14 protein-coding genes are annotated in these 16,778 nt (G+C 71.0%); 4 read left to right on the top strand and 10 right to left on the bottom strand.

Translation table 11 applies throughout. The features are described 5' to 3' along the window. Positions 1 to 32 precede the first annotated feature (32 nt). Genes tal through pgl form a run of 4 tightly spaced genes read left to right on the top strand, consistent with a single transcriptional unit; the run spans position 33 to position 4,592 of the window. On the top strand, positions 33 to 1,151 hold the full coding sequence (gene tal, locus ABEB09_RS25665; protein WP_345692270.1) for a transaldolase: 1,119 nt from the start codon (positions 33 to 35) through the stop codon (positions 1,149 to 1,151). A 5-nt stretch (positions 1,152 to 1,156) separates the two neighbouring features. Beyond that, positions 1,157 to 2,680: a glucose-6-phosphate dehydrogenase gene (gene zwf / locus ABEB09_RS25660; RefSeq protein ID WP_345692269.1), complete on the top strand. Its 1,524-nt coding sequence runs from the start codon at positions 1,157 to 1,159 to the stop codon at positions 2,678 to 2,680. After that, positions 2,677 to 3,813, top strand: coding sequence for a glucose-6-phosphate dehydrogenase assembly protein OpcA (opcA, locus tag ABEB09_RS25655; RefSeq protein WP_345692268.1), 1,137 nt, complete (start codon positions 2,677 to 2,679; stop codon positions 3,811 to 3,813). The genes zwf and opcA overlap by 4 nt, the downstream gene beginning before the upstream one ends. After that, positions 3,810 to 4,592, top strand: coding sequence for a 6-phosphogluconolactonase (pgl, locus tag ABEB09_RS25650; protein ID WP_345692267.1), 783 nt, complete (start codon positions 3,810 to 3,812; stop codon positions 4,590 to 4,592). The genes opcA and pgl overlap by 4 nt, the downstream gene beginning before the upstream one ends. Before the next feature lie 66 nt (positions 4,593 to 4,658). Here pgl and ABEB09_RS25645 read toward each other — a convergent pair whose 3' ends face one another. The 10 genes from ABEB09_RS25645 to ABEB09_RS25600 form a co-directional block, all read right to left on the bottom strand. Beyond that, complete coding sequence (locus ABEB09_RS25645; RefSeq protein ID WP_345692266.1) at positions 4,659 to 5,501, bottom strand: poly-gamma-glutamate hydrolase family protein; 843 nt, start codon at positions 5,499 to 5,501, stop codon at positions 4,659 to 4,661. Between the two features lie 122 nt (positions 5,502 to 5,623). After that, positions 5,624 to 7,090 (bottom strand): PH domain-containing protein, encoded by a 1,467-nt coding sequence (locus ABEB09_RS25640; protein ID WP_345694087.1) that lies wholly within the window; start codon positions 7,088 to 7,090, stop codon positions 5,624 to 5,626. 200 nt (positions 7,091 to 7,290) lie between these two features. Beyond that, positions 7,291 to 7,791, bottom strand: coding sequence for a PH domain-containing protein (locus tag ABEB09_RS25635; protein WP_345692265.1), 501 nt, complete (start codon positions 7,789 to 7,791; stop codon positions 7,291 to 7,293). 4 nt (positions 7,792 to 7,795) lie between these two features. Then, on the bottom strand, positions 7,796 to 9,451 hold the full coding sequence (gene pgi / locus ABEB09_RS25630) for a glucose-6-phosphate isomerase (RefSeq protein ID WP_345694086.1): 1,656 nt from the start codon (positions 9,449 to 9,451) through the stop codon (positions 7,796 to 7,798). 185 nt (positions 9,452 to 9,636) lie between these two features. Further along, a complete protein-coding gene (locus tag ABEB09_RS25625; protein WP_003957010.1) occupies positions 9,637 to 9,972 on the bottom strand; it encodes an RNA polymerase-binding protein RbpA in 336 nt (111 codons plus the stop codon). A 110-nt stretch (positions 9,973 to 10,082) separates the two neighbouring features. Next, positions 10,083 to 10,319, bottom strand: a complete 237-nt coding sequence (gene secG, locus ABEB09_RS25620) for a preprotein translocase subunit SecG (RefSeq protein WP_345692264.1) — start codon at positions 10,317 to 10,319, stop codon at positions 10,083 to 10,085. A 123-nt stretch (positions 10,320 to 10,442) separates the two neighbouring features. Continuing rightward, positions 10,443 to 11,219, bottom strand: a complete 777-nt coding sequence (gene tpiA / locus ABEB09_RS25615) for a triose-phosphate isomerase (protein WP_345692263.1) — start codon at positions 11,217 to 11,219, stop codon at positions 10,443 to 10,445. 6 nt (positions 11,220 to 11,225) lie between these two features. Next, entirely contained in the window at positions 11,226 to 12,437 is a 1,212-nt protein-coding gene (locus tag ABEB09_RS25610) for a phosphoglycerate kinase (protein ID WP_345692262.1), read from the bottom strand. Between the two features lie 123 nt (positions 12,438 to 12,560). Further along, positions 12,561 to 13,565: a type I glyceraldehyde-3-phosphate dehydrogenase gene (gene gap / locus ABEB09_RS25605; RefSeq protein ID WP_345692261.1), complete on the bottom strand. Its 1,005-nt coding sequence runs from the start codon at positions 13,563 to 13,565 to the stop codon at positions 12,561 to 12,563. Positions 13,566 to 13,737: 172 nt separating this feature from the next. Further along, a complete protein-coding gene (locus tag ABEB09_RS25600; protein ID WP_345692260.1) occupies positions 13,738 to 16,689 on the bottom strand; it encodes a M14 family metallopeptidase in 2,952 nt (983 codons plus the stop codon). Positions 16,690 to 16,778: the final 89 nt, after the last annotated feature.

The following is a 16,778-nucleotide window of genomic DNA, read 5'->3' as shown; positions in this document are numbered from 1 at the left end:
CCGCACAAGCACAAGTAGGAGATGCAACTCTCATGACAGACGCACTCAAGCGCCTCTCCGACGAAGGCGTCGCGATCTGGCTGGACGACCTGTCCCGCAAGCGGATCACGTCCGGCAACCTCCAGGAGCTGATCGACCAGCAGCACGTGGTGGGTGTCACCACCAACCCGTCGATCTTCCAGAAGGCGATCTCCGAGGGCCACGGCTACGACCTCCAGCTGGCGGACCTCGCGGCCCGCAAGGTGACCGTCGAGGAAGCCATCCGGATGATCACGACGGCGGACGTCCGTGACGCCGCCGACATCCTGCGCCCGGTCTTCGACGCGACGGACGGCCAGGACGGCCGCGTGTCGATCGAGGTCGACCCGCGCCTGGCCCACGACACGCGCGCCACGGTCGCCGAGGCGAAGCAGCTGGCGTGGCTGGTGGACCGCCCGAACACGCTGATCAAGATCCCGGCCACCAAGGCGGGCCTGCCGGCGATCACCGAGACGATCGGCCTGGGCATCAGCGTCAACGTCACGCTGATCTTCTCGCTGGAGCGCTACCGCGCGGTCATGGACGCGTACCTGGCCGGTCTGGAGAAGGCCAAGGAGCGCGGCCTGGACCTGTCGAAGATCCACTCCGTGGCGTCCTTCTTCGTGTCCCGCGTGGACACCGAGATCGACAAGCGGCTGGACGGCATCGGCACCGAGGAGGCCAAGGCGCTGCGCGGCAAGGCGGCCCTCGCGAACGCTCGCCTCGCCTACCAGGCGTACGAGGAGGTCTTCGGGTCGGAGCGCTGGGCGGCGCTGGACCGGGCGCAGGCCAACAAGCAGCGTCCGCTGTGGGCGTCGACCGGTGTGAAGGACCCGGCGTACAAGGACACGCTGTACGTGGACGAGCTGGTCGCGCCGGGCACGGTCAACACCATGCCGGAGGCCACGCTGGACGCCACCGCCGACCACGGCGAGATCACCGGCAACACCATTGCCGGCACGTACGAGCAGGCGCGTGCCGAACTGGACGCGATCGAGAAGCTGGGCATCGGCTACGACGACGTGGTCCAGCTCCTGGAGGACGAGGGCGTCGACAAGTTCGAGGCGTCCTGGAACGACCTGCTCAAGTCGACCGAGGCGGAGCTGAAGCGCCTCGCACCTTCGGAGGCGTAGGAACCTTGTCGAGCAGCAATCCGCTGCGTGACGCCGCGGACCGACGGCTCCCGCGTATCGCGGGGCCGTCGGGCCTGGTCATTTTCGGCGTCACGGGCGATTTGTCCCGCAAGAAGCTGATGCCTGCGGTGTACGACCTCGCGAACCGGGGTCTACTTCCGCCGGGCTTCTCGCTGATCGGCTTCGCCCGCCGCGAGTGGCAGGACGAGGACTTCGCGCAGGAGGTGCACGACGCCGTCAAGGAGCACGCGCGCACCCCGTTCCGCGAGGAGGTGTGGCAGCAGCTGATCCAGGGGATGCGCTTCGTCCAGGGCGACTTCGGCGACGACGACGCGTTCGAGCAGCTGAAGGCCACGATGGAGGAGCTGGACAAGGCGCAGGGGACGGGCGGCAACTTCGCCTTCTACCTCTCCGTGCCGCCGAAGTTCTTCCCCAAGGTCGTCCAGCAGCTGAAGAAGCACGGCCTGGCCGAGCAGCGCGAGGGCGCCTGGCGCCGCGCGGTCATCGAGAAGCCGTTCGGCCACGACCTGGCGTCGGCGAAGGAACTCAACTCGATCGTCCACGAGGTGTTCACCCCGGACCAGGTGTTCCGGATCGACCACTACCTGGGCAAGGAGACCGTCCAGAACATCCTGGCGCTGCGGTTCGCCAACACGCTCTTCGAGCCGATCTGGAACCGGTCGTACGTGGACCACGTGCAGATCACCATGGCCGAGGACATCGGCATCGGCGGCCGTGCCGGGTACTACGACGGCATCGGCGCCGCCCGTGACGTGATCCAGAACCACCTGCTCCAGCTGCTGGCGCTGACCGCCATGGAGGAGCCGGCGTCGTTCGACGCGGACGCCCTCGCGGCGGAGAAGACCAAGGTGCTGGGCGCGGTGAAGCTGCCCAAGGACCTGGGCCGCTCCACGGTCCGCGCCCAGTACTCGGCCGCCTGGCAGGGTGGCGCGGAGGCCGTCGGCTATCTGGAGGAGGAGGGCATCGACCCGGCCTCCAAGACCGACACCTACGCCGCGATCAAGCTGGAGATCGACAACCGCCGCTGGGCGGGCGTGCCGTTCTACCTGCGGACCGGCAAGCGCCTGGGCCGCCGGGTGACCGAGATCGCGGTCGTCTTCCAGCGCGCCCCGCACTCCCCGTTCGACCACACGGCGACGGAGGAGCTGGGCCAGAACGCGCTGGTCATCCGCGTCCAGCCGGACGAGGGCGTGACCATGCGGTTCGGCTCGAAGGTGCCCGGCACCTCGATGGAGGTGCGGGACGTCTCGATGGACTTCGCCTACGGCGAGTCGTTCACCGAGTCGAGCCCCGAGGCGTACGAGCGGCTCATCCTCGACGTCCTGCTCGGCGACGCCAACCTCTTCCCGCGCGTGGAGGAGGTCGAGCTGTCGTGGCGGATCCTCGACCCGATCGAGGAGTACTGGGACCAGCACGGCATGCCCGCCCAGTACCCCGCGGGGACCTGGGGGCCGGTCGAGGCGGACGAAATGCTCGCACGAGACGGACGGAGCTGGCGCCGGCCATGAAGATCGACCTTACGGACACCACCTCCAGCAAGATCAACAAGGCGCTGGTGCAGGGGCGGCGGGCCATCGGCACGCCGGCCGTCGGCATGGTCCTCACCCTGGTCATCGTCACCGACGAGGAGAACGCGTACGACGCGCTCAGGGCCGCCAACGAGGCGTCCCGCGAGCACCCGTCGCGGACCCTGGTCGTCATCAAGCGCGTCTCGCGCTCGCCGCGCGACCGGGCCAAGGCCCGGCTGGACGCCGACGTGCGGGTGGGCGCCGACGCGGGCACCGGCGAGACGGTGATCCTGCGGCTGTACGGCGAGGTCATCAACCACGCCCAGTCGGTGGTGCTGCCGCTGCTGCTGCCGGACGCGCCCGTGGTGGTGTGGTGGCCGGTCAACGCGCCGACCGACCCGGCCAACGACCCGCTGGGCGCGCTCGGCCAGCGCCGGGTGACCGACACGTACAACGCGGAGGACCCGATCCGGGAGCTGAAGGCCCGCGCCGAGGCGTACACGCCCGGTGACACGGACCTGTCCTGGACCCGGATCACGCCGTGGCGTTCGATGCTGGCCGCCGCCCTGGACCAGGTCGTGTGCGAGGTCGTCTCCGCCGAGGTGGAGGGCGAGGAGTTCAACCCGAGCGTCGATCTGCTGGCGATGTGGCTGGCGGACCGGCTGAAGATCTCGGTGAAGCGCTCCCCGTCGGCGGGTCCCGGGCTGACCGCCGTACGGCTCGCGACGGACTGCGGGCCGATCGTGCTGGACCGGCCCGACGGCTCGCTGGCCACGCTGTCCATCCAGGGGCAGCCGGACCGGGCGGTGGCGCTCAAGCGCCGCGAGACGTCCGAGCTGATCGCCGAGGAGCTGCGGCGCCTCGACCCGGACGACACCTACGCGTCGGCGCTGCGCTTCGGCGTCGACCGGCTGGGTGAGCGGTCGGGCGCTGCGGGTTCTTCCGGGACCGCGGGTTCGGCGGCATCGGGTTCGGCGGCGTCGGGTTCGGCGGCGTCGGGTTCGGCGGCGTCGGGTTCGGCGGCGGAGCCGGAGGCTGTGGAGGAGCCCGCCGCGGAGCCGGCCGGGGACGCCGCGGCCGCTACCGCGAAGCCGCCGAAGAAGGCCCCGGCCAAGAAGGCGGCGGCGAAGTGAGCGCTCCCCAGCTGGTCGTCCACCGCGACAAGGAGCTGATGGCCCAGGCCGCGGCGGCCCGGCTCATCACCCGGATCGTCGACGCCCAGGCCGCCCGGGGCTCCGCGTCGGTGGTCCTGACGGGTGGCCGCAACGGCAACGGCCTGCTGGCCGCGCTGAGTTCGTCCCCCGCCAGGGACGCGATCGACTGGTCGCGGCTCGACCTGTGGTGGGGCGACGAGCGGTTCCTGCCCGAGGGCGACCCGGACCGGAACGACACGCAGGCCCGTGCCGCGCTGCTGGACAGCGTGCCGCTGGACCCCGCGCGGGTGCACTCCATGCCGGTGTCGGGGGGCGCGTACGGCACGGACGTGGACGCGGCGGCCGCCGCGTACGCGGAGGAGCTGGCCGTGGCGGCCCGGCCGGAGAACCACGGCCCGGTGCCGACGTTCGACGTGCTGATGCTGGGCGTCGGCCCGGACACGCACGTCGCCTCGCTGTTCCCGGAGCACCCGGCGGTGCGGGAGACCGAGCGCACGGTGGTGGGCGTCCACGGCGCCCCGAAGCCGCCGCCCACCCGTATCTCGCTGACGTTCCGTGCGATACGGGCGGCCCGTGAGGTGTGGCTGCTCGCGGCGGGCGAGGACAAGGCGAAGGCGGCGGCCATGGCCCTGTCGGGCGCGGGCGAGCTGCAGGCTCCCGCGGCCGGCGCCTACGGGCGGGCCAGGACGCTGTGGCTGCTGGACGCGGCGGCGGCGTCCGAGCTGCCCCGGGACCTGTACCCGCCGGCGTCCGCCTGACGGTTCACCACCTCATGACCGATGGAGGCCCGGTCCGTGCGTGCACGGGCCGGGCCTCCGTCGTCCTCAGAGGATGACCTGGTCCGGGTCCTGGTGCAGGGTGGCGACGGCGGTGCGGCAGGCACGGACGAACCGGTCGAACACCTCGGTGGTGGAACCCGCCCGGCCGGCGCGCGTGTTGACCGTGAACATCGCGGCGCGCAGCTCCGTGGTGAGCTCCAGCTGTCCGCCCTTGCCGAGCATGGTGCGGTTGCAGGGGTTGTCGGGGTTGACGCCCGCCAGGTCGGGGGTCTCGTTGCCGTCCCGCCAGGCGATGCCCGCCCGGGTGAACTCGTTCTTCAGCAGCGTCTTGAACCGCTCGTTGAGACCGCCGACGACCACGGCCCGCGGGTCGGCCGTCCCGGCCTGGGCCGCCGTACAGCCGTGCAGGCTGAGGACGTTGAGGCTGGACCGGGCCATGGACAGGGCGACGTGGTCGTCGTTGTTCTTGGCGGTGACGTGCAGTTCGCGGTTGTTGGAGGAGCGCAGGCCCTCGAACATCCAGTAGTCGTGCACCCCGAGGCCGTCGTTCAGCGGCGCGAGCGTGGCGGGGTGGTAGCCGGCTATGCCGAAGCACAGCTCGGAGGTGCCGATCTCGATACTGCCACCGTGCATCGCCATGATCGTGGTGCGGTTGTAGGGCTGTCTCGCGGTGTAGTCGTGGTCGAAGAGCTCGTGCCGCTTGTAGCGGCGTGCGAAGTCGCTCCCCTCCTGTCCGGCCAGCTTGGTGTAGAGGTCCGTGTTGGACGTGTAGATGTCGAACTCGTCGGTGGCGTACGCGGGAGACGCGGTGACGGTCCCGAGCAGCGGGCCGCTGACCGCGGCGGCGGCGAGGGCGGTGAGTACCGTGCGACGGCTGGTGAAAGTCATGGCCACATGATCACCACCAGTGCCCGGCGGCGGAGACACGGGGCCTATGGCGTGCGTCACCCCGGCCGTGTGCGTCGCTCGGTGCGTGTGCGCCGCTCAGTCCGTGTACGTCCCGGTGTACGTCACTCGGCGCGTTCGAGGAACGGCTCCAGCAGTCCCGGCACGGCGGCGGCCGCGAACCGCAGGCCCTCGCTCGCGTCCGCGTCGTACACGTCGTACGCACCGTCCCCGGCCGCCGTCGTCGCGGTGAGGGTCAATAGGCCGGCGCGGCGCTGGAAGTACGACTGCTTCAGCGTCCAGCCGATGACGCCGCCCCGCTGGAGGGCGACGGTGGCGCGCCGCACGCTCCCCGATCGGGTCACCAGGTACGCCCCGCTCACGCCGTGGCCGAGGTTCCGGTACGCGTCCAGGGCGAGGAGCACCGCGCCCGGCACGAGGACGGCGGCGCATCCCGCGGCGGCGTACAGGAGGGCCTGCACGTCCAGTACGGCGCCGAGGAGGGCCAGGACCAGGGCGGGGAGCAGCGCGGCGCCCACCGCCCAGCGCAGGCGCCGGGTGCGCGCGGCGGCCGGGTGAGCCGTGAGGGAGGCGCCCGTGGGCGGCGCGGGTTCGCGCAGCACCCGGGCGGCGACCTCGTCGGCGACGGTACGCGGCACGGCGGGCAGCAGGGTCTTGTGGTCGGCGTGCCGGTCGTCGTCCTCCTTGACCAGGCCGGTGGCCACCGCGTCCACCCGGGCGGCGCCGCACAGGCGCAGGCCCAACGGCTCGACCAGCTCCACCCCGCGCAGCCGCCGCTCCTCGATGGACAGCGAGCGTGCCGTGAGCAGTCCCCGGCGCACCCGCAGGGTGCCGCCCGGTTCCCGCTCCAGCCGGTAGTTCCACCACATCTCGACCCACAGGCCGAGGGCGCCGATCACCCCGGCGAGGAGTGCCGCGGCGGCGACCGAGAGGACGAGCCAGAGCAGTGCCGCGCCCTGGAAGCGCTCCCCTATCCACTCGATGACGTCGTGCTGGACGCCGAACCACTCGCTGAGCTGGAACAGGCCGCCGACCGCGGCGGCGCCGAGCAGCGGGGCGACGAACGATATGGGCGCGTACCGGATCCAGCGGAAGTCGAGCAGGGCCAGCTCGCCGTCCCGGTGGTCGGCCTCGGGGACCTCCGCCGCGCGGTCCAGCAGCACCCGGCGCAGCCGCTCGCCCTCGGCGCGCGTGACGGCGTCCAGTTCCAGGGTGGACTCGCCGCCACCGGTGTTCTCGCCGGTGCCGATGCGCACCTTCACCAGGCCGAACAGGCGCAGCAGGAGATTGGCCGTCAGGTCGACGCTGCGGATGCGCTCGCGGGGCAGGGAGCGGCGCCGCTGGACGACCAGGAGCCCGGTGTGCAGCTCGACCCGCTCGGCGCCGACCCGGTAGCGCGTCCAGCGCCACCGGAGGTGGTCGGTCACCGCGCCGCCGACGACGAGCAGCACGGCTCCGGCGGCGACCAGCAGCAGCGCCCTCCCGCCGCCCATGGAGGAGGCGAGGGCCAGGAACGCGGGCACGGCGCCACCGGCCGCGAACCCGGCGCCCAGCACTGCGGCGACGTACATGATGCGCCGGTCGAGCTGCCGCCAGCCCCCGTCGCCGCCCTCGCCGTCGGAGGCCCCGACTGCGGCCTCCGCCACCAGGGCTCGGGCCTCGGGAGCATCTGCCGCGGGGGCCTCCGCCGCGGGGCCCCCCGCAGCGGAAGCCGAGCCGGCCACCTCGGCCACGTGCCCCTCCGGCCCCCTGCCCTCCTCGGGGCGCGCGCTCATGTCGCGTCCCCCGGGGTGGCCTGGGTGATACGCGTGAGGCGCTCGGCCAGGTCGGCGGCCACCTCGTGGTCGAGGCCCTGGAGGGTGAGCGCGCCCTTGGCGGAGGCCGTGGTCACCGTCACCGTGGCGAGGCGGAACGCCTGCTCCAGGGGCCCCCGTACGGTGTCGACGGTCTGGATGCGGGACATGGGCGCGATGCGCCACTCCTGCCAGACGAACCCCGTACGGACGTACACGGCGTCGTCGGTGACCTCCCACCGGTGGACGCGGTACCACCAGCCCGGGAAGAACGCGGTGCCGACGAGACCCGCCACCGTCACGGCCGCCGCGGCGGCCAGCAGCCACATCCGGGTGGGCTCGATCAGCGCGCCCAGGACGGCCAGGACCACCGCCGGAATGAAGGTCGACAACAGCAGCTGGGTTCGCCACCAGCCGATGGCCCGCTCGTTGAGCGCGTTCTTCGGCGGCCGCAGCCGCACCGCGTTCTCCCCCGTCATCGGGTCACCGCCCCCGCAGTGCCTGGTAGGCGGCGGCGAGCGCGGCGGTGGAGCTGTCCAGCTGCTCGCCGCCCACGCCGGAGGTCAGGACGGGCTCGATGCGCTTGGCCAGGACCTTCCCCAGCTCGACGCCCCACTGGTCGAACGAGTCGACGTTCCAGATCGCGCCCTGCACGAAGACCTTGTGCTCGTACAGCGCGACGAGCTGGCCGAGCACGGACGGGGTCAGCTCGTCCGCGAGGATCGTCGTCGTGGGGTGGTTGCCGCGGAACGTCTTGTGCGGCACCAGCTCCTCGGGCACGCCCTCGGCCCGGACCTCGTCGGGCGTCTTGCCGAAGGCGAGGGCCTGCGTCTGGGCGAAGAAGTTGGCCATCAGCAGGTCGTGCTGGGCGGCGAGGCCCGGCAGCAGGTCGGCGACCGGCTTGGCGAAGCCGATGAAGTCGGCCGGGATGACCTTCGTGCCCTGGTGGATCAGCTGGAAGTAGGCGTGCTGGCCGTTCGTGCCGGGCGTGCCCCACACGACCGGGCCGGTCTGGTAGTCCACGAGGTCGCCGTCGCGGTCGACGGACTTGCCGTTGGACTCCATGTCGAGCTGCTGGAGGTAGGCCGTGAACTTCGACAGGTAGTGCGAGTACGGCAGGACGGCGTGCGACTGGGCGTCGAAGAACGCCCCGTACCAGACGCCGAGCAGGCCGAGCAGCAGCGGCGCGTTCTCCTCGGGCGGGGCCGTGCGGAAGTGCTCGTCCACCAGATGGAAGCCGTCGAGCATCTCGCGGAAGCGGTCCGGGCCGATGGCGATCATCAGGGAGAGGCCGATCGCGGAGTCGTACGAGTAGCGGCCGCCGACCCAGTCCCAGAACTCGAACATGTTGGCCGTGTCGATGCCGAAGTCGGCGACCTTGCCGGCGTTGGTCGACAGGGCCACGAAGTGCCGGGCGACGGCGTCCTGGCCGGCCCCCAGCTCCGTGAGGAGCCAGTCGCGGGCGGAGGTGGCGTTGGTGATGGTCTCGATGGTGGTGAACGTCTTGGACGCGATGATGAACAGCGTCTCCTCGGCGTCCAGGTCGCGGATCGCCTCGTGCAGGTCGGCGCCGTCCACATTGGAGACGAAACGGAACGTCAGATCGCGGTGGGTGTAGGCGCGCAGCGCCTCGTACGCCATCGCCGGGCCGAGGTCGGAGCCGCCGATCCCGATGTTCACGACGTTCTTGATGGGCTTTCCGGTGTGGCCCGTCCACGCTCCGGAGCGGATCCGCTCGGAGAACGCGGCCATCTTGGCCAGGACGGCGTGGACGCCCGGCACCACGTTCTCGCCGTCGACCTCGACGACGGCGTCCCGCGGGGCGCGCAGCGCCGTGTGCAGCACGGCCCGGTGCTCGGTGTTGTTGATCTTCTCGCCGCGGAACATCGCGTCCCGCAGCCCGGCCACCCCGGTGGCCGCGGCCAGCTCGCGCAGCAGCGCCAGCGTCTCGTCGGTGACGAGGTGCTTCGAGTAGTCCAGATAGAGATCGCCGACGCGCAGGGTGTAGCCGGTGCCGCGCGCCGGGTCGGCGGCGAACAGCTCGCGCAGATGCGTCTGCCCCAGCTGTTCGCGGTGCTTGCCCAGCGCGGCCCACTCCGGCGTCCGGGTCAGCCTCACGCGGCTGGATTCTGCGTTCATCTCGGACATCAGCCCACTTCTCTTCGTACCTGCCTGATTGCCCCGCTGCCCCTCCAACCTAGTTGATCCCGAGGACTCCCACGGACTTGTCCACAGGCCAGAAAAGGCCCTGCCCGCCGAACCGTGTCGGTTCGGCGGGCAGGGCCCTTGTCCAGCTGTGGACGGCGGTCGAGCCGGGTGGGGGCTCAGATCTCGCCGCGGAGTTTGGCGAGCGCCTCGGCGAGGATGGCCTCGCCGTCCGCGTCGCTGCGCCGCTCACGCACGTACGCGAGGTGCGTCTTGTACGGCTCGGTGCGCGGCGGGTCCGGCGGGTTGTCCCGGTCCTGGCCCGCCGGGAAGCCGCACCGCGGACAGTCCCAGGTGTCCGGGACCTGTGCGTCACTGGCGAAGCTCGGCTGCGTCTCGTGCCCGTTGGAACACCAGAAGGAGATACGGAGCCGGGGTGCGGACTCACCGCGCTCGGCCTCCCCCATCGGCCCCGCCCCGACCCGGCTTCCCCGGATCGCGTTGCCACTTGCCACGGTCGTCACTCCCTGCGTGATGGTGCTCGAGGATGCCCCAGTCTACGTAAGGCCCAACGCGCGTCCAGTGAGGGGAGTTACACCTCTCCCCCGGGACCGGAAGCCGCGGCTCAGCCTTCCATCTTGATCAGCAGACCGACCACGATGATGCAGGCCACCCAGAGCAGCCCGACCACGACGGTGATGCGGTCCAGGTTGCGCTCGGCGACCGAGGAGCCGCCGACGGACGACTGCATGCCGCCGCCGAACATGTCGGAGAGACCGCCACCCTTCCCCTTGTGCATCAGCACCAGCAGCATCAGCAGCAGGCTGAACACGATCAGGGCGATCGAGAACCCCATAATCACGGCTGGACCCTACTTCCTGGCAATTCTCTCGGAACTCTACGGACGACGGGGGCCCAGGCTCATGAAACTCATGAAAAACCCCGGGCCCCCGCAAGGGTACGACGATTCCGCCCTACCGCATACTCACTGGTCGCGGAAGCGGACGATCTTGACGAACTCCTCGGCGTCCAGCGAGGCACCGCCGACCAGGGCGCCGTCCACATCGGGCTGGGCCATGATCGCGGCGATGTTGCCGGCCTTCACGGAGCCGCCGTACTGGATGCGGACGCCGTCGGCCAGCTCCTGGGAGTACAGCTCGGCGAGCCGGCCGCGGATCGCCCCGCAGACCTCCTGGGCGTCCTCGGGCGTGGCGACCTCGCCGGTGCCGATGGCCCAGACGGGCTCGTAGGCGATCACGATGGACGCGGCCTGCTCGGCCGGGACGTCCTTGAGGCCGCCGTCGACCTGCGCGAGGGTGTGGGCGACCTGGTTGCCGGCCTTGCGGACGTCCAGGCCCTCGCCGACGCAGAGGATCGGGGTCAGGCCGTACTGGTAGGCGGCCTTCACCTTGGCGTTGCAGATCTCGTCGGTCTCGGCGTGGTACTGGCGCCGCTCCGAGTGGCCCACGGCGACATAGCTGCAGCTCAGCTTGGAGAGCATGGCGCCGGAGATCTCACCGGTGTACGCGCCGGAGTCGTGCGCCGACAGGTCCTGCGCACCGTACTTGATCTTGAGCTTGTCGCCGTCGACCAGGGTCTGGACGGACCGCAGGTCGGTGAACGGCACGAGCACCGCGACCTCGGTGGCGGCGTAGTCCTTGTCGTTCAGGGCGAAGGCGAGCTTCTGGACGTGGGCGATGGCCTCGAGGTGGTTGAGGTTCATCTTCCAGTTGCCCGCCATCAGCGGGGTGCGTGCAGTCACGGTGTGTCAGTCCTCCAGTGCGGCGAGACCGGGAAGCGTCTTGCCCTCGAGGTATTCGAGGCTGGCGCCGCCACCGGTCGAGATGTGGCCGAAAGCATTCTCGTCGAAGCCCAGGATGCGTACGGCGGCGGCGGAGTCACCACCGCCGACGACCGTGAAGGCCGGGGAGTCGACGAGCGCCTGGGCGACGGCCTTGGTGCCGTTCGCGTAGTCGGGGTGCTCGAAGACGCCCATCGGGCCGTTCCAGAAGACGGTCGCGGCGTCGGCGAGCTTCGCCGCGTACAGCTCCCGGGTCTTCGGGCCGATGTCCAGGCCCTCCTTGTCGGCCGGGATGGCGTCCGAGGCGACGGTGTCCGGGTTGGCCGGGGCCTTGGTCTTGAGGTCCGGGAAGTCGGCGGAGACCAGGACGTCGACGGGGAGGACGAACTCCACGCCGCGCTTCTCGGCGCGCGCCAGGTACTCCAGGCACGCCGGGATCTGGTCCTCCTGGAGCAGGGAGATGCCGACCTCGTGGCCCTTGGCCTTGAGGAAGGTGTACGCCATGCCGCCGCCGACGAGGATGCGGTCGGCCTTCTCCAGCAGGTGGTCGATGACGCCGAGCTTGTCGGAGACCTTGGCGCCGCCGAGGACGACCACGTACGGCCGCTTGACGTCATCGGTGAGCTTCTTCAGGACGCCGACCTCGGTGGCGATGAGGTGACCGGCGTAGGCCGGCAGCAGCTTCGGCAGGTCGAAGACCGAGGCGTGCTTGCGGTGGACGGCACCGAAGCCGTCGCCCACGTACACATCGGCGAGGGCGGCGAGGCGGGAGGCGAACTCGGCGCGCGCGGCGTCGTCCTTCGAGGTCTCGCCCGGGTTGAAGCGGAGGTTCTCGATGACCGCGACGCCGCCGGCCTCCAGGCCGTTCACCGCGTCGTGGGCCTCGCTGCCGATGGTGTCGGCGGCGAAGGCGACGGAGGCGCCGAGCAGCTCGGCGAGGCGCGCGGCGGCCGGGCGCAGCGAGAAGGCGGGGTCCGGGGCACCCTTGGGGCGGCCGAGGTGCGAGGCGACGACGACCTTGGCGCCGGCCTCGGTGAGGGCCTTGATGGTGGGGAGGACGGCGCGGATGCGGCCGTCGTCGGTGATGGTGGTGCCGTCGAGCGGCACGTTGAGGTCGGCGCGGACGAATACCCGCTTGCCGTCGACCCCTTGCGCGAGGAGTGCGTCGATCGTCTTCATCTGTTACCTGCTCCTTGGTGACTGACCCGGAGGAAAACGCGCAAGCGACAGGGCCCGCACAGCGCGGCGTCGCGCTGCCCGAGCCCTGTGCTTACATCGAGGTGCCTGCCGTGCTGCTGAGGCTCAGAGCCGGCTGCCCACGAAGACGGTGAGGTCGACGAGCCGGTTGGAGTAACCCCACTCGTTGTCGTACCAGCCGACGATCTTGACCTGCTTGCCCTGAACCATGGTCAGGGAGGAGTCGAAGGTGCAGGAGGCCGGCCAGTTCACGATGTCGGAGGAGACGATCGGGTCCTCGGTGTACTCGAGGATGCCCTTCAGCTGACCCTCGGCGGCCTTCTGGAAGGCGGTGTTGATCTCGTCCTTGGTGACCTCGCGGTCGAGCTCGACGACGAGGTCGGTGACCGAGCCGGTCGGGACCGGGACGCGCATGGCGATGCCGTCCAGCTTGCCCTTGAGCTGCGGGAGGACCAGGGCGGTGGCCTTCGCGGCACCCGTCGAGGTCGGGATGATGTTCTCCGCGGCGGCGCGGGCGCGGCGCAGGTCCTTGTGCGGGAAGTCGAGGATGCGCTGGTCGTTGGTGTAGGCGTGGACCGTGGTCATCATGCCCTTGACGATGCCGAAGCTCTCGTCGAGGACCTTGGCCATCGGGGCGACGCAGTTGGTGGTGCAGGACGCGTTGGAGATGACGTGGTGGTTGTCCGCGTCGTACTTGTCCTGGTTGACACCCATCACGATGGTGATGTCCTCGCCGCTGGCCGGAGCCGAGATGAGGACCTTCTTGGCGCCGCCGGCGATGTGCTTGGCGGCGTCGTCCTTCTTGGTGAAGATGCCGGTCGACTCGATGACGATGTCGACGCCCAGCTCGCCCCAGGGGATGTCGGCCGGGTTGCGCTCGGAGAGGACCTTGATGGTGTGGCCGTCGACGGTGATGGTGTCGGCGGTGTGGGACACGTCGGCCTTCAGACGGCCGAGGATGGTGTCGTACTTCAGCAGGTGAGCGGTGGTCGCGGTGTCACCCAGGTCGTTGACAGCCACGATCTCGATGTCTGCACCCTGCTCCAGCAGCGCGCGGAAGTAGTTACGACCGATGCGGCCAAAGCCGTTGATGCCTACGCGGATCGTCACGAACCGATCTCCTCGTTGGTACGCCGGGTTTCGACGCCGGCGAGCTGTATGGGATGTCCCCGACCGCTTATGACCCTACCTCTCCGGCGCCGCCGGAGTGACATCGAGCGCACCCGTACGACCCCGGGGCCGCAACCTACCGAGCGGTAGTGTCCCGGGGCCGTACGGCGGGTCAGCGGCGCAGGGCCCGGAGGGCCTTTCCGGCCAGCGCGGCGCGTTCGGCCCTGCCGGTCACATGCTCCAGGCCGAAGCCCAGCAGCACGGTGTCGCGGGTGGTGACGGAGGCGTACGAGTGGAACAGCGCCGGTGACCTGGCCCAGTCGGAGGCGTTGGCCCGGCTGCCCGCCGGCGGCCCGGGGACGGACCAGGGACCGAGGGCGGTCTCGAAGCCCTCGCGGTCCCGGACGGCGGAGCCGACGACGAGTGCGGTGTCGTCGACGAAGACGCCCGTCTCGGCCGTGCCGGGGTCGGTCACGTACGAGACGGACAGCTCGACCTGCTTGCCCGCGTAGGCGCCGAGGTCCACGGCGGCCTGCCGCCAGCCGTTGGACGCGCCGCTGAAGGCGTTCCAGGTGCCGCTGGTGCCGGTGGCCTCGCAGCCGTGGGTCCCGACGGTGAGGTAGCGGCCGAGGAAGGGGTGTCCGCCCACGTAGAAGCCCTCGCCGCAGTCGGCGGGGACCTCGGTGGAGGTGCCGCCGTGGACGTCCGGCAGGGTCGTCCAGTCGTCCTGGCCGGCGGTGCGGGCCTCGACGATCACGTGGTCGTAGGCCGGCTCGGTGTCGTAGCTGATCCGGAACCGCAGGGACGGCTTGTCGGCGGCGGTCACGCCCGTGAGGTCCACGGTGCGGGAGAGCCGCATCCAGGCGTTGTCGGCGTGCCGTGCGGCGGCGAAGCTCGTGCCCTCGTAGGGCTCGAACGGTGTGCGGACGCCGGGGTAGTCGCCGGCGGCGGCGCTGCCGAACCAGGGGAAGGAGGCGGGCGGCAGCGACTCGGAGGTGACCGTGTAGGCGCCGGCGTTGTCGAGCGGGTTGCCCTCCGCCCCGGCGAGCGGGACGGTCGTCCGCGCGAAGGGTCCCGTGCCGGTGAAGGACGGCGGGGCGGCGAGCCCGGCGCGGTGGTGGGCGCCGAGGTAGTACTGGGCGAAGTCGTTGGACAGGGCCCGGCCGATGACGGCGAAGCCGCCGGCCTGCTCCCCGGCGTTGATCAGCTTGCCGCCGTCGTTGAGGTAGGAGCGTACGGCGAGGGTGGTCGCGCCGGAGGGGCGCTGGTCGCCGGTGTACCAGACGACGCCGCGGAAGTGGCCGAGGACGGCGAGGGGGTGCGGGGCGCCCTGGGTGGCGACGTCCCAGACGGCGGCCCGGCGCCCGTTGTCGGCGAGGGCGGTGGTGTACGCGGCGGTGTGCCGCGCGGGTGTCGTGCCGCCCTCCTCGGCGAGGACGAGCAGGTCGGCGCGGGGCCGCTCGGCGACGGTGTAGGTGAAGGGGGTGGAGGCGGTGCGCCGGCCGTCGCGGGTGGTGGCGGTGAACCAGACCTCGACCTTGTCGCCGGGGCGGGCGCCCTTCACGGTGGCGCGGTACTCGTCGAAGTGGTGGTTGTCCTCGCCGCCGTAGGTGCTGCCGCCGCGCCAGGGGGTCAGGTCGCGTTCGTGCGTACGGCCGCCGTTGACGCGGTAGTGGAGCTCCTTGTCGCGCAGCGACTTGCGGGCGGTGACGGCGACGGGCTGGCCGCGGTCGCGCGCGTAGGAGGTGGTGAAGGTGTCGGGGGTGAAGTCGGGTGCCTCGGCGCCGACCGGCGAGACGGGGTCGTCCGGGCGGGTGGTGGACTCGGCGACGGCGAGCGCGAAGGGGATGTTCTTGGCGAACTCCTGCTGGATCAGCTTCTCGTCGTCGGGGAACGTGAAGACGGAGGCGCAGTCGGCGGGTTCCCAGGCGTCGTTCGGGTCGATGCGGGAGACGGTGGCGCAGGTCGACATCTCGGGGGTGAACATGAGCATCCCGTTGACGTTCGACGCGTGGCCGTCGGCCTCGCCGTTGGTGGTGTACAGCTCCGAGGAGAGCTGCGGACGGTAGCCGGGGACGGCCGGCTTGGCCGGGGTGCCGGCGAGCGCCTTGAGCGCGGTGTCGTCCGGGCTGGGGGTGGCGACCTGCCAGCCCACGCCGTAGAGCAGCAGCTGCGCCGCGGAGTGGTAGTTGACGCCGTACGTGAAGCCGATGCGCTTCTGGAAGGCGTCGAGGGCGCGGGTCTCGGGCTCGGACATGGGGCCGCTGCCGCGGTAGGTCTCGTCGGCCGGGTCGGGGGACGAACCCTCGTTGTCGTAGCCCCACTTGTAGGAGAAGTTGCGGTTGAGGTCGACGCCGTCGCCGGGGGTGATCCGGCCGTCGCCGTTGTTGTCGCGGAGGTTCTTGCGCCACTGGCGGTTGGCGGGGTCGGCGTGCGTGTGGTCGTAGCCGTCCGGGTTGGCCGAGAGCACGAACCACAGTTCGGTGGTGTCGACGATCCGCGTGACGCGCGGGTCCTTGCCGTACTGGCCGAGGTAGTGGTGGAGCAGCCGCCGGGTCATCTCCGGGGTGATCCACTCGCGGGCGTGCTGGTTGGAGAGGTAGAGGGTCGCGGGCCTGGACCCGTCCGGGGAGGTCCGGGCGCCCTTGGTGACCTTGACGGCGAGGATGTCCTGGCCCCTGAGGGACTTGCCGATGCTGACGACCTTGGTGAGGCCCGGGTGGTTCCGGCCCGTCGCGAGGATCTCCTCCTTGAGCCCGCCGGGACCGCTGTACGGGCGGAACACTCCGTCGCCGGCGGCGGCGACGCGCCGCTCGGCGGCGTCGGGGAGGGTGTGCTCGGTGAGGGTGACCCCCTTGGCGCGCAGGGCGTCGGCCTGGGCGCCGGTGAGGTGGACCTCGACGGTGGCGGAGCCCCGGTCGGGAACCCGCTCGGTCAGTTCGTGGCCGTCGGTGCCGGCTTCGAGCAGGAGCGGCACCTGCTCCTTGGTGACGGTGGCGTGCCACACGGAAAGCGTGTCGTCGTTCCCGTGGTCGTTCTGCTCCGCCCCGGCGACGGGTGCCGCCACCAGGCCGGCCATCAGCAGTGAAGCCGCGGCGAGGATCGTTCTCGCTCCGCGTCTCATAAGCTCCCCTTGCTGTTGTCTGTCACGAAGTCACCTCGAAACGAACAGAGGCCAGGCTGATGACACTTCATGATCATGTCAACACGGCC

This window comes from Streptomyces coeruleoprunus, assembly GCF_039542925.1.
Classification (GTDB): domain Bacteria; phylum Actinomycetota; class Actinomycetes; order Streptomycetales; family Streptomycetaceae; genus Streptomyces; species Streptomyces coeruleoprunus.
Note: the sequence above shows the minus strand (reverse complement) of the source record. Positions and strands in the feature narration are given on the sequence as shown.